This is a genomic window from Paenibacillus sp. FSL H8-0548, assembly GCF_038630985.1.
Lineage (GTDB): Bacteria > Bacillota > Bacilli > Paenibacillales > Paenibacillaceae > Pristimantibacillus.
This window is the reverse complement of the sequence record NZ_CP152049.1, coordinates 361,858-375,204: the sequence shown is the minus strand read 5'-3', so window position 1 is coordinate 375,204 and position 13,347 is coordinate 361,858. Positions and strand designations below refer to the sequence as shown.

General features: G+C 45.5%; 12 protein-coding genes and 1 pseudogene. 5 read left to right on the top strand and 8 right to left on the bottom strand.

Features of this window, described 5'->3' with window-relative positions:
- Positions 1-187: 187 nt before the first annotated feature.
- Positions 188-961 (bottom strand): Cof-type HAD-IIB family hydrolase, encoded by a 774-nt coding sequence (locus tag MHI37_RS01725; RefSeq protein WP_076338843.1) that lies wholly within the window; start codon positions 959-961, stop codon positions 188-190.
- Positions 962-1,638: 677 nt separating this feature from the next.
- Entirely contained in the window at positions 1,639-2,520 is an 882-nt protein-coding gene (locus MHI37_RS01720; protein ID WP_076338844.1) for a LysR family transcriptional regulator, read from the bottom strand.
- 186 nt (positions 2,521-2,706) lie between these two features.
- On the opposite strand from MHI37_RS01720, the gene MHI37_RS01715 reads away from it, so the two are divergent.
- The 3 genes from MHI37_RS01715 to MHI37_RS01705 all read left to right on the top strand — a co-directional run bounded on the left by MHI37_RS01715 (position 2,707) and on the right by MHI37_RS01705 (position 4,065).
- A complete protein-coding gene (locus MHI37_RS01715) occupies positions 2,707-3,501 on the top strand; it encodes an SDR family oxidoreductase (protein WP_076338845.1) in 795 nt (264 codons plus the stop codon).
- A 46-nt stretch (positions 3,502-3,547) separates the two neighbouring features.
- Complete coding sequence (locus tag MHI37_RS01710; RefSeq protein WP_179090293.1) at positions 3,548-3,703, top strand: hypothetical protein; 156 nt, start codon at positions 3,548-3,550, stop codon at positions 3,701-3,703.
- 74 nt (positions 3,704-3,777) lie between these two features.
- The gene (locus MHI37_RS01705; RefSeq protein WP_076338846.1) at positions 3,778-4,065 is read left to right on the top strand and encodes a Dabb family protein; all 288 of its coding nucleotides are present in this window, start codon (positions 3,778-3,780) and stop codon (positions 4,063-4,065) included.
- 549 nt (positions 4,066-4,614) lie between these two features.
- Here the strand turns inward: MHI37_RS01705 and MHI37_RS01700 are convergent.
- The 3 genes and pseudogenes from MHI37_RS01700 to MHI37_RS01690 all read right to left on the bottom strand — a co-directional run bounded on the left by MHI37_RS01700 (position 4,615) and on the right by MHI37_RS01690 (position 8,010).
- The gene (locus tag MHI37_RS01700) at positions 4,615-5,799 is read right to left on the bottom strand and encodes an epoxide hydrolase family protein (protein ID WP_076338847.1); all 1,185 of its coding nucleotides are present in this window, start codon (positions 5,797-5,799) and stop codon (positions 4,615-4,617) included.
- A 102-nt stretch (positions 5,800-5,901) separates the two neighbouring features.
- Positions 5,902-6,389, bottom strand: a pseudogene (locus MHI37_RS01695) (WYL domain-containing protein).
- 1,171 nt (positions 6,390-7,560) lie between these two features.
- On the bottom strand, positions 7,561-8,010 hold the full coding sequence (locus tag MHI37_RS01690; protein ID WP_076338849.1) for an SRPBCC family protein: 450 nt from the start codon (positions 8,008-8,010) through the stop codon (positions 7,561-7,563).
- A gap of 128 nt (positions 8,011-8,138) precedes the next feature.
- Here MHI37_RS01690 and MHI37_RS01685 point away from each other — a divergent pair, with 128 nt between their 5' ends.
- Positions 8,139-8,945, top strand: a complete 807-nt coding sequence (locus MHI37_RS01685; RefSeq protein ID WP_076338850.1) for a helix-turn-helix transcriptional regulator — start codon at positions 8,139-8,141, stop codon at positions 8,943-8,945.
- 166 nt (positions 8,946-9,111) lie between these two features.
- A complete protein-coding gene (locus MHI37_RS01680; RefSeq protein ID WP_076338851.1) occupies positions 9,112-9,930 on the top strand; it encodes a hypothetical protein in 819 nt (272 codons plus the stop codon).
- A gap of 79 nt (positions 9,931-10,009) precedes the next feature.
- Here the strand turns inward: MHI37_RS01680 and MHI37_RS01675 are convergent, their stop codons facing one another.
- The 3 genes from MHI37_RS01675 to MHI37_RS01665 form a co-directional block, all read right to left on the bottom strand.
- The gene (locus MHI37_RS01675; protein ID WP_076338852.1) at positions 10,010-11,098 is read right to left on the bottom strand and encodes a copper amine oxidase N-terminal domain-containing protein; all 1,089 of its coding nucleotides are present in this window, start codon (positions 11,096-11,098) and stop codon (positions 10,010-10,012) included.
- A 129-nt stretch (positions 11,099-11,227) separates the two neighbouring features.
- Positions 11,228-12,364 (bottom strand): bifunctional cystathionine gamma-lyase/homocysteine desulfhydrase, encoded by a 1,137-nt coding sequence (locus tag MHI37_RS01670; RefSeq protein ID WP_076338871.1) that lies wholly within the window; start codon positions 12,362-12,364, stop codon positions 11,228-11,230.
- A gap of 1 nt (position 12,365) precedes the next feature.
- Positions 12,366-13,289 (bottom strand): cysteine synthase family protein, encoded by a 924-nt coding sequence (locus MHI37_RS01665; RefSeq protein ID WP_076338853.1) that lies wholly within the window; start codon positions 13,287-13,289, stop codon positions 12,366-12,368.
- Positions 13,290-13,347 lie beyond the last annotated feature (58 nt).

The window sequence follows — 13,347 nt, the reverse complement described above, 5'->3', positions numbered from 1 at the left end:
TTTATTAGTATGCTTATACGGATAGGCATACCTTTTCGTGCCAATATTTAACATACATCTTACAGTTGATTATTCCCATAAAAATGCTGGCTATCGTATACTATTGCGATTTGTTATACAAACAGCCCTGTCTCGCGAGGAGACAGGGCTGTTATGCTCCCACTAGGGGATGATGAATCGCTCTTATTTACAATAAACCTGCTTTAACTAATCCATTGCGAATGCCTTGCTCATCTACATGGGTAGTCACAAAGTCAGCGAATGGCAGCAGCTCTGGATGAGAGTTGCCCATAGCAACCCCGAAGCCTACCGTCTCCAGCATCTCTTTATCGTTCAGCCCATCCCCGAAAGCAACCGCATCGGCAGGTGTCAAGCCTAGCTTATTAAGCAGCGCTTCAATCCCTTGTGCCTTGGAGCCTCCTGCCGGAAGAACATCAATCGCTTGTGGATGCCAGCGGATCAGCTTTAATTCAGAGTGCAAGCCATCATACAAGTGCTCTTCATGATCTTCACAGTGAAGGAACACCTGATAAATGCCGTCTGTCTTCCAAAACTCTGGGTTATAGCCCGGCAAATCAACCTTTAAAGAATTAACCGACTCGATAATAAACGGATGATCCTCTTTATCAGCGAAGAAATTATGCTCGCCTTCAAATACGAGCCCGTGGTTATGCTCGGCAGCAACCTTAACAAGCGCCTCTAGCCTGCTCTTCTCAATTTCCCGTCTGTACAGAGCCTCACCTTTGTAGACAACATATCCGCCGTTCAAGCAGACGAAGGATTCAATACCTAGCTGCTCCGCAAGCGGCTTAATGAAATAGGGTGCCCTGCCCGTTGCGATAACCGGCTCCACGCCGCTTTCCTTCAGCTCGGCAATAGCTTTAATTGTATCCGCTGGAATTTCCTTTTGTTCATTGATTAGCGTCCCATCGATATCAAAAAACACGATTTTATAACCCATTATGTCATCTCTCCTGTCCCTAATCGCAGACGTATGCCGCCTGTCCTTTTTATACAGTATAAAGAAACACAGCCAGAAAAGGAATGTTTGATCCTGACGGACCAAGGTAAAACGGCTGTCGACGTCCTTGTCCAAGGGCAAAAGGTTTCTCTGGAATATACAGGCGGAGTATAAATGTGTAACTTCTACTTTCCTGTACTTATTGGATAGGAGGCTAATTATTAATTAGCCTCCCTCCCACACCACCAAGCATACCGTTCGGCGCTTGGCGGTTCCTAAGTTTACACCTTTACTATTTTAAGATAATCCGAGAAGCATGCGTATCCCGCTTGCTTTAAGCGGGCATTCGTTACAGTAGTACTAAGGATAAGGATTTTGGCTATTCGCCAACAGCCTTTTCTTGTGCATGCAAATTTAAAGGCAGTGTTATGGTTAAAGCCGATGCCTTCAGCAGCTTCTCCATCTCAGTAAGTTTGAAGTCGTTTACCCATCCTGTTATGAACGTTTTCAGTTCTAACTTCAATCAGGAGACTTGTCACATTTCTCAAATCGCGCATGGATCGCCTTAGTCGCTTTTGCTTCCGTCCCATTGTTCGCTTCGACGAGCAGCAAGCAGGTTTGAAGTATTTTCCGAAAAATGCGCTGGACTGTTCGTACTTTGCTTACTCACCTATTTCCTATTTCCTTGGATTTAAATTTTCAATGTATGCAATAAACCGTTTGGCTGCTGGAGAAATATGACGGTCTTCTCTCCACTTCAATCCAATTTCCCAATACCAACCTTCGTCAATGATTGGAATCCAAATCAGTTCATCCAACATCAACCCCAGAGTCTTAGGCAATACAGACACACCTAGACCTGACTTCACGAAACCAGCTACAGTAATCAGGTCTTCGGCTTCATACGCCGAATCAAAAACAAACCCGGTATGTTGGAACCGAGACATAATCGTAGCCTTTAATCCACAGTTATTTTTCAAACCAATGAATGGCTCACCCGACAGCTCTGCCAAATTTAGAGCAGAGCAATCCGCATAATGATGCTGGGAGGACACAACAATATATAAAGGGACCTTTTGAATAATTACCCATTGATGATTATCTAAAGTGGATTCCCTCGATGTAATCATAACATCCGAAAAACCTTGTTCCAGATGGTCATCAATATCCCCTAGATTCCCTTGTGTCAATTCAAAACGAACTTTGGGATATTCCAACTGGTAACTCCGGATTAAACTAGGGATCAAATCCACACCTAGAATATTCAGATAAGATAACGTAATCACTCCTGTTTCAGGATTAGACCATTCTTCAATTTCCTTAATGCCATTTTCGATATTTTGCAACGCTCTGCCAATCCATTTTGAGAACATGGTTCCATTTCGGTTCAGCTTTATATTTCGTCCATTTCGCTCAAATAAGGGAGCTCCTATTTCGTTTTCAAGCTTGGCAATCGCATGACTTAACGCTGGCTGAGTAATACCGAGTGTTTTGGAGGCTAAGGTCATATGTTCAAGCCGTGCAACGGTCATAAAGTATTCTAATTGTGTAAGTTCCATTAAAATATCCCTTCTATACATTAATATTATTCATCATTTTTATTATTATAATAAATTGGACGTTATAGAAGTGGCAAGTGTAATATTAAATTTAGCTCCTCTCGAACAACACATCAAGGCTAACGGACAGAGCTATTTTAGATGAATCATTGAATATGAACGTGTCCATCACTAGGAGGAATAGATATGAAAAAAGTATTTGAGTTCTCTGCAGCAGAATTTGAAGGCAAGAAGGTGCTTGTAACCGGAGGAACAAAAGGAATGGGACAAGCTGTTGTGAAAAGGCTCACCAACAGTGGGGCTAGTGTCCTGACAACTGCCCGTTCCCAATCTGCGAACTTGCCGAATTCAGTCAAATTTGTTCAAGCAGATATTGCTTCACCTGAAGGTGTAGATCAAGTGATCACCGCAGTGAAAGAACAACTTGGCGGTATCGATATTATTATCCATTGCGTAGGTGGATCAACCACACCTCCCGGAGGTGCTCTTGTATTGAGCGATGAAGATTGGTTTCAGGCATTAAATTGGAATCTGCTCGCCGCCGTTCGGCTTGATCGCGGCTTAATTCCACTCATGTTGGAAAATAAATCAGGCGTTATTCTTCATTTCACCTCAATCCAAAGCCGGTTACCTCTATATGAAACGACACTAGCTTATGCTTCCGCAAAAGCCGCTCTTGCTAATTACAGCAAAGGATTGTCTAATGAGTTTTCTCCTCAGGGAATTCGAATAAATACGTTGTCTCCTGGTTTTATTCAAACCGAGGCAGCAGATGCATTGATTGATCGAATCGCAACGGAGACAGGAAGCAGAGAAAGCGCGCTCGAGCAACTCATGGCTTCGCTTGGAGGCATACCCATTGGTCGGCCAGGATTCCCAGAAGAAGTGGCTGAACTGGTCGCATTTTTGGTTTCCGACCGTGCAGCATCCATTACAGGAAGTGAATACGTCATTGATGGTGGAACCATTCCTACCGTCTAACCATTAAAAATGGAGTGAACAATACCATTTCGGGGCAAACGTAACGTTGGAGCCAAAAGAAACAAAAGAAGATGGCGAAGAGATTGTGGTAACTTGCCAATTGGATGGAACTTACGACAAAACCGGTTTACCCGATCCGTTATTGTTGAACTATCATTTCGGTATTGTAGACGATAAAATTGTGAGCCTATCCATTTTCTGAGCAATCACCATCGTTGGCCTTAGGGACCGTTCCCTAAGGTCATGTTGAATTCAAATACAATGACGGAGGTACCCATGATTATTAACCACTTGCTTTTAAAGTTGAATGACAGCGATGCCACGAAGATTAAAGAAACAAAGGACGTTCTCCTTGGAATGAAAGGAAACATTCCAGCTTTACTTGATATACAAGTTGAGGTGGACATTCGCCATGATGCATCTTCTTACGATCTCATTCTGATTACAAAATTTGCGTCGATGAGGGATATGGAAACTTATCTTGCCGATCCATTACATTTACAAGTTGCGAAATTTATTGGTAGTGTATTGGATACTCAAGCATCGGTTTGTTGCGAAATATAAAGACTATAGAAACAAGCTTAAAACCTCCATATAGCATGTATTCAATGAAAACCCATCAATCTGAGCCCCCTCCTATCGGATAGTGGGCTCTTACCCGTTTCCACTGTTTCCCAATATACATTCGCAGCCTCCGCCTTCACCATTCCTCCGTTGCCTTCAGCAGCTTCTTCATCTCCGCAAGTTTGAAGTCATTTACCCATCCTGTGACGTAGGTATACCCTTGGTTCGCATATTCCTTGCACTTCCTCAACGCATCCTGGGCACTTCTTTTCGATCTGAAACCATAACTATTTTTCAAAAATTAGGGTTCAAAGACAGGCGTTAGTACTTGGGTCACAGCTTGTTGCAGCATTTTGTCTACTGCCTCCCTGGATTCCCAACGTTCGTATGGTTCCCTTGTCTTTGAGATCGTCCAGAAGAACCCTAGAGATAGCGCCCATGCTGGGCGCACCTAAAAAAAAGCCTGGATTCCTGTTTGGAATCCGGGCTTTTAAAATGATTAAATCAAACGTTGTTGGGGTGCTGCCAGCAATAACATTCCGGTTAGTCTTAGCGAAGTTGACCAAAAAACTTTCGGATGTCATTCACTAATAGGTCAGGTGCTTCCATTGCCGCAAAGTGACCACCTCGATCGAATTCCGACCAGCGCACGACGTTATGCTCGCGTTCAACAATACCCCGAATCGAGATGTCTTTCGGAAAAACCGCAACACCGGTAGGAACTGTGGAGCGCTGAGCAGGCATGCCCCAGGATTTTGCCTCCTCTTTATAAATCCTTGCCGATGACCCTGCTGTTCCGGTCAACCAATACAATGAAACATTTGTCAGCAAGTGGTCGAGACCAACCGCATCTTCCGGGAGATTTGCGGTAGGATCTGTCCATTCCTTGAACTTCTCAACGATCCAAGCAAGCTGACCGACAGGCGAGTCAGTCAGAGCGTAAGCAAGTGTCTGTGGTCGTGTAGATTGTATAATCGCATAACCTGTTGTCTCATAGCTTTGTTCAGTCAACGTATCGTAGCGCGCTCGCTCGAGTTCAGTTAAATTAAGCGATTCTGCGGGATCTCCGGACGGGAATGTTGTAAGCCCGTTTGCATGTATTCCAATGACAGATTCTGGCGCAAATCGTCCAAGCTCTGGAGAGACCATCGCTCCGGTGTCCCCGCCTTGTGCGCCGTAACGTTCATAACCTAGACGACGCATCAGTTCAGCCCAAGCCCTGGCTACTCGACCAATGTTCCACCCCACCTCGGTTGTCGGTCCAGAAAAGCCAAAGCCCGGTAGTGAAGGTATAACGACATGGAAAGCATCTTCCGGGTTACCGCCATGAGCACGGGGATCGGTGAGCGGTCCGATAATGTTCATGAACTCTACGATTGAACCCGGCCAACCATGTGTGATGATCAGTGGCATTGCCCCAGGTTCTGGTGAACGCACATGCAGAAAGTGTATGTTCTGTCCGTCTATGATGGTAGTGAACTGTGGGAATTGGTTAAGAGATTCCTCGTGTGTGCGCCAGTCATATTTGGTTCTCCAGTATTCTGCCAGTTCCTTGAGATAATCAACGGGAATACCATAGTCCCAGCCTACACCGGTCAAAGCATCCGGCCAACGGGTACGGGTTAAGCGGTCTCGTAATTCATCAAGATCCGCCTGCGGAACATCGATGCGGTAAGGCTTGATCTCAGTGCTCTGGTGGTCACTGCGTACACTTTGTTGTTCTGAACAAGTCATTTTTGGAAAGCCTCCTCAAATTTTTTACTATTTTCTTGTGACTGATTCATGTGTTCGCTCTATTTAAACTCATAATAAACCATGCTTGTTGACAACTGTGTGTCAACAATCGATATAAAGTTTAGCTATCTCCAAAGCACTTCTTCGTACCGCCTCAGCAATATGCGGGGGTTCAATTATAAACAAATCCGTCCTAAAATGAAGTAAAAAGCCGATTAACCAATCGTTATCCGGATATCGAACCCGAACGATAAGCGAACCATCGGGTTGCCGTACAATTTCATCCGAATCAAAATGATCTTCGGCTGAAACCTTAGCCGGCCCTGTAAATCTAAGTACCAGATCGACCATTCTGGAATCATGCTGCTGACCCCAATTTTCATTCAACTCAGACAGTGTCACCATTCGACGCTCGAACATGTCCTCAAGAATGAGTAGATTTCGGATCCGAGAAAGCCTGAACATGCGTAATGCTCTCGGTTTAAGCAATAGCCGTGAAGATACCACGTGTAGCCTTTGAGCACCAGCCCCATGGGTTCAATACAACGTTCTGTTTCTCCCCCTTGTCCGTTGGTATAGGTAAAACGGATCAGCCTTTTATCACTTACGGCTTTATGCAGCGTATCGTACTAGCTCTACCTTCGAGACTAATGCGCCAACTTTATCGAGCAACCCATCCAAATTTTGGTTGCCGAATGCCAGTGTAGAAGGATCGTAATGGCCATAAGTCTTTCAAGTTTCACTGTTGTCCCCTCCAATTCAGAACATAATAATTCCGAGAAAGCTTTGTTCTTATCAATATATATATAAGTTGAACTAAACATTTACGTTTTGGGCGCTGTGCGAGAAGATCATTCTAAAGGGTCGCTATTGCAGCCAGATTCTTTGATTTTCTAAGACATTTAAAGGTGAAAATAAGGCTGCAAAGGAGAAGCAGCCTAGACTGCACTTCGTGCAATAGAAACCTCACATGAGAGCTGTTTCAGATGGCTACATTGTAATTATGCAGGAGAATGAGCTCCAAACCAACGAATATCGCCCTATACTAGGCCATCTATTGCAAAAACTACAGTGTACGTATCGAGTCAGGCGATTAACGTCGCTTACGTTGTACAAACTGCAGCGTAGCCTCGTCCTTAGCGCTATTTTCTAAACGAACTAACCCAACTATATCAGTTGAACCAAAGAAAACGGCGATGTCCTTGACTGCTTTTCCCTTATGATATGAATATAACGCTTGATAACGTTCATCCCTGCCTGTTCGAGTTATTCGCTTTCTTATTCGACATGCAGGCCGCTATTTCCTTACCATAGGTTTCCAAAAATTAAGTTCAACTTATATAGCTTCAAACTGCACCCCCCCCTATATCAGGTACTGTTGAATGAAGCAGTGATTTGGAATCGCAGACGTATCAGCTCACACTTCTAACGGAAACCAAAGACGCTAAATCGCCTTTATTTTCCGTTTCAAGATTTTAACGGAAACACAGGCCTCTATTTGTACCCAATATGCCCCATCTCACTTCATTTCTGCGGAATAGCGTCTCCCACTTCCGTTAAAATGTGACGCTAACCAAAAATGGAACTTTAGCGTCTCTGGTTTCCGTTAGATTTCGTTAGATTTCGTTATCCGCTCTCCGGCTGCTGGCGCAGCATCGTTATCAACAGGTTCCGAGAATCCATAGCTTCCTGTACAACAACAAAAAGGACTCCACATATTAATGTGGAACCTTTTTGTCTGATTTAAATTTTTTTGTATGCCTACCACCCAAAATCGAGGTTCTTGCCCGTTTCAACATACGTTTTTACATTACTCAGAATCATCCACCATTGGCTGTCCACCGTTTCCAGCGAAGGATGATTGTCTGTAAATTGGTCATTGACTAGCGTCAGCTTCGTTGTTGTCCCAACCGCTTCCAGCGAGAATGTAATTCTGGACTCCAGCTCCGCATGGTTCGGTCTATAGGACGGACCTGGATGCTCTAAAACGCTAAATATTTTATTCTGCTCATATGCTAGAATAGTACCATAGATATGAACCGTCTCATCGCCATCCGTTCCTGGGCCAATGTATTCAAAGGTCGAACCCGTCTCGAATGCAGACTTAATGATGCAGCCAAAAAACGTTTGTCTCGTTCCCTCAGGCAATACAAGCGCAGCCCATACCTTCTCTGGCTCCGCTCCGATATAAAACTCATACTTGAACTCCATCGCCGACACTCCTTCTTTTGCGTTTCTATTGATCTTGCTTTTGACTCTATCTATTCGAAGTATAGCGTTACTAGCAGACCCCCGTATTGTAAAAACGCGACAAAACAATCAATAGGAGAGATTCACTAATGACGATAACGGACAGAAAGCCCAGCATGGGTATTTTGCAGCTGAGCGAGGGCGAGAAAAAATTTCAACTTACCCGACATGACCCCTCTAAACAATTACGCCCCTTTGTTAAGCATTACTGGGCCGTAAGCTGGAATCTAGATGATCAGCCCCCCTATTTGCAAAATGTTGTCCCCAATCCTTGTGTGAATATGGTGATGGAGGATCATCAAAGCGGTATTTATGGGCCTGCCAGCCGCATGTATACGAAAAAAATTGAAGGGCATGGACAGGTTTTTGGCGTTAAATTTCATCCTGGGGGCTTCTATCCCTTTATTCAATCACCGATATCCAAGCTTACGGAGCATGCTTTGTCGCTTGAGGACGTTTTTGGCAATGATGGTATGGTATACGAGGGACAATTGAAAGCTCAGACGGATACGGAAAGTAAAATTGCATTGACCGAAGCTCTGCTTTTGAAGCATCTTCCTAATGATGACGAGTACGTTACGCAAATCAATCAAATGATTACTCATATTCTTGAGGACAGTGAGCTTACAATGGTTGAACAGCTATGCCGCAAAAACCAGATCAATAAGAGAAAGCTTCAGCGCTTATTTAGCCAATACGTTGGCATTAGCCCCAAATGGGTGATCAAGCTGTACCGACTGCAGCATGCCGCAGAGGCTATGGATAATGGCAGCTATCCAGACCTATTAAAGCTATCGACGGATCTAGGCTATTATGATCAATCACATTTCATAAAGGATTTCAAATCCATTATCGGAAAAACACCAGAAGAGTATACGCAGAGCAACTCGGTATAGGCCATTTCACCCTTGACGACAGCTTGAATCATCCTGTATATTGGTAGAATTAGTTAAATAAGCACGGCTTACGATGGAAGCACCCGTAAGAGATGGCGCATGACGCCTATCTTGCTGGTGCTTTTTTTGCGTTGTAATGTACGTGCCAAAGGAGGCTTCATTATTTATGAGTATCGTTTCACGGTTAACCGCAATTGGGCTTGTTATTCTGCTTGTGCTTATCAGTCCAACCGCTATTGCTGCTGCATCGTTCGAGTTCAGCGCCACTGCCAGCACCGCCTTTGACAAAATGAAAGGAGCTGCCGATAAGACAACGGCCGCCAAGCTTACCTCGCAATATGCGGAGCTGCAAGCTGTTCAGAAGCGAACGATAGAGTGGGATACGAAGATTGACAAGCTACATTACCAGAATGAAGAGGCTGTGCTGGCGACACGCAAGCGCATTAAGGAGGTTGATGCAGAGAAATTGCAGAAGCTTGAAGGCGCCGTAGTCCAAGCGAAGAAAAAATACGAGCCCTTGTTCACACTTTATAATTCATTAAACCAGCAGCTAAACATCGCAAAATCCTATAAAAATAAAACCATGGCAAATGTACTGAAGCCGCAGGTTGAGACGACAAAGGCTGCCGTTCAAATCGCTAAGCTCGATATACGCAGCAAGGAGGCATCACTAAAAGCAGCAAAATCGGCTGCGACAAAATCGATAAAAAAACTACGCGATTCACTAAGTGCTATTGATCCGCTTAAAGTTAAGCTAAAGGCTTCCAAAAGCTCCATCAGCAGTACGAAAAAGCAGTTTACAACCGAATCCTCCCTGTTAAACCAAGCGGTCAAGAAAGGAAATGCGACAGCTTCGTTAAGCTCTATGACCAGAATGCTCACCTATGTTAACCAAATCAATGCGCATAAACAAAAAGCATATGTATACGAGCAGCAAATGATGAGCATTATTGCAAAGGTTGACGCGCAATTAGCCCAAAAATAACGGTATATACGCAGCAGAAGCGCGTTTCGTCATTCGAAACGCGCTTCATCCAAATAAAATATTGCCTTCTCCGCTTTGTTTAATCCTGTGGAGCAAGCTTGATCTTTATCGCATCGAGATAGAAGGTAGTTAGACCCTCATAGCCAGAATCGCTTCCTATGATAACATAAAGCTCGCCCTTCTCATTGGATTTCAGCGTGGCAGCGTAATCCATCGCCACAGGCTGAAAGCCCGTGAGCGTATCATCGGGCTGTACCATATTACCAACGATTTTCATATCCTCGCCTTCGCTGCTTTGATTGCCTTTGTCGATATTCATACGGAAAATGGGCTCGCCTTCCGTATCCGACTCAATAGCCTTTGGCTCCTTGTTCAAAATTCCCGCTTTAATGCTGACAGCTTCCCCTGGCGCGCCGCCTACCCCCATCATACCGCCTGCTTGGTCCGTGTAAAGCTGAAAGGATAATGAAGCCTGGTAGGTTGTGTTTGGCTGCAAGCCTTCTATTTTTTTCGTAACGTACATAAACAAATCGTCACTGCGATTCATTCCGCTAAGCTTCAAGCCATAGTTGGTTTTATTATTGTTCGTCGGCAGTAATTCTCTCGCGTACGCCAGATTATATATGTCTGGATTGTAATCAACGGGATAATCAGCGAATGCGCCCTGCCAGCCCTCTTCACTTTGATCGAAGCTGTAGTGAAGCGATAGCGCTGTCTCGTCCGTCTGAATCGACACTTTTTTCTGTTTCGCATCCCATTCGGTCTGCGCTCCTAGAAGCTGCGCCACCATCTTCGCCGGTACAAAGACATTTCCTCGTACATTAGCTACCTTCGCAGGAAGCTTTACGTTTTTAATATACGTGCCAATGACCGCGTCGCTGTTTTGTGTAAGGTGAACGGTAAGCCCTTCTCGGATTAATAAAATACCTTTTGCGCTGGCATCCCACTCTATCGTTGCTTGCAATCCTTCCGCCAAAGCTCTGACCGGTACCATCGCAATACCGTTCGATATATAAGGTGCTGCGGCAAGCGTATGCGCGCCGCGGTAATCAGTCGATTGATTACTGCCGATTTGAAATTTTACTGGGACAGAGGAATGAGCAGCAGCACTATAAGAAACCCCTCCAGGGGCTATTCCACTTAAGAGTACGGCTGTCGTAAGAGACACAGTTACTAGGCTCCTGCTTATCTTTCGATTTAAGGTCACTTTTCTACCATCCTTTTTCGTTAGTCATTGGGTGCGTACATTAACTAACGAACAAAGGACCCAATAGGTTGCGAAGCCTCAAGCAGCTGGTTACGCTCTCAAGCCCTGCTCCAAATCCTCAATGAGATCTGCGTAGTCTTCAATCCCAACAGATATGCGAATCAGTCCATCAGTAATGCCGAGCTGAGCCCTTCTTTCAGACGGAATAGAGGCATGTGTCATCTGGGCTGGCACAGATATGAGGCTTTCAACAGCTCCAAGACTTTCCGCTAGAGTAAAATATTTCAATAGCTTGATGACCCGCGATGCATTGTCTGCACTGCCAACATCAAATGATATGATGCCCCCAAAGCCCCGTGCCTGCTGCTTCGCAAGCTCATGCTGCGGATGGCTCGGAAGCCCAGGATAGTGGATGCATAAGACCGCATCTGAGCCCGACAAATAAGAGGCGATTGCCCTCGCATTCTCTTCGTGAGCCTCCATTCGGAGTCCCAGCGTCTTCAAGCCGCGCATAAGCAGCCAAGAATCCTGGGGACCGAGAACTGCTCCCGTTGCATTTTGTACAAAATGCAGCTCTTCGCCCAGCTTCTCGCTATTGACCACCGCCAAACCCGCAACGACATCGCTATGGCCGCCGATATATTTCGTTGCTGAATGCAGCACAATATCTGCTCCAAGCGCAATCGGGTTTTGCCAGTACGGTGTACTAAACGTATTATCGACGATAAACAGCAGCTTCCTATGCTTTGCCCATTCGCTGATTTTGGCAATGTCAGTTACTTTCAGCAGCGGATTCGTAGGCGTTTCCACAAACAGTGCCTTCGTGTTCGGCCGAAGCGCCTTGTCGAGCTCTTCTTGCTTGGTTGTATCGATGAAGGTTACCTCGATGCCAAGGCGGCTCAGTACCCTCGTCACGATACGATACGTCCCCCCATACACATCATCCGTTAAGATAATATGATCACCTGAGCTTAACAGAGAAAATACGGCATGGATGGCCGCCATCCCCGAGCTGAATGCAAATCCTCTTACGCCTTCCTCCAATTCCGCTACATACCTCTCAAGTGCATGACGAGTTGGGTTTCCGGTGCGTGAATACTCATAGCCCTTATGAACGCCGATATCATCCTGCTTATAGGTGCTGACCTGATAAATGGGTATGCTTACCGCACCTGTATGCGGATCAAAGGGATTACCCCCATGGATTAGCTTTGTTTTTCTGCGCAGCTTAAACACCCCCGCCATAAATTTGTTTACTTAAGTAGCGCTCGCTGCCATCGGGAAAAATAGTTACAATTCGGCTGCCAGGCTTTGCACCATGTGCCTCAATCAATGCAGCATGCAGAGCAGCTCCAGATGAGCTGCCTACCAGCATACCTTCGAGCTGCGCCAGCTCCCCCACTCTAGTAAAGGCATCCTCATCCTTAATCGTATGAATGGCATCGAAGTAAGTGCTGTCCATAAATGGAGCCAGCTTCTCAACGCCGATTCCCTCCGTCCGATGCGGACCTGGCGCACCGCCGCCAATAATCGAGCCCTCTGGTTCAACAATGACCGTCTTTATATTTGGATTCTGCTCCTTCAAATAGATCGCCGTGCCCATAAAGGTTCCACCCGACCCCGCTCCAGCTACAAACACATCAAGCTCACCGGCCAAATCATGCCAAAGCTCAGGACCGAGTGTTTTATAGTAGGTTAACGGGTTAACAGCGTTTGTGAACTGCCTCGGTGAATACGCCCCAGGTATTTCCCTCACAAGCTCTTCAGCCTTCTGAATGGCACCGGTAATACCAAGCTCTGAATCCGTATTGACAATTTTCGCGCCAAGTGCCCGCATAAGCTGCTGCTTCTCCACACTGAATTTCTCTGGGACGACAAATATCGTCGATATGCCCCGCCCAATTGCAGCCAAAGCAAGTCCTATCCCCGTATTCCCGGCGGTAGCCTCAATAACAGTGCCTCCCGGCTGCAGCTGTCCGCTTGCTAGTGCATCGTTCAGAAGCTCCACGCCAAGCCGATCCTTGACACTGCCCCCTGGATTTTTATATTCAAGCTTTGCATAAAGTTGTACTCCTTCCGGCAGCGCAAACCCCTTAAGCTCAACTAGAGGTGTATTGCCAATAAGCCCGTGGACATTTTGATACTTAGCCATCTGTTGTCCCTCCCACGATATCCTATTCCTCTCATGCTCATTCATGGCTAGCCCTTTA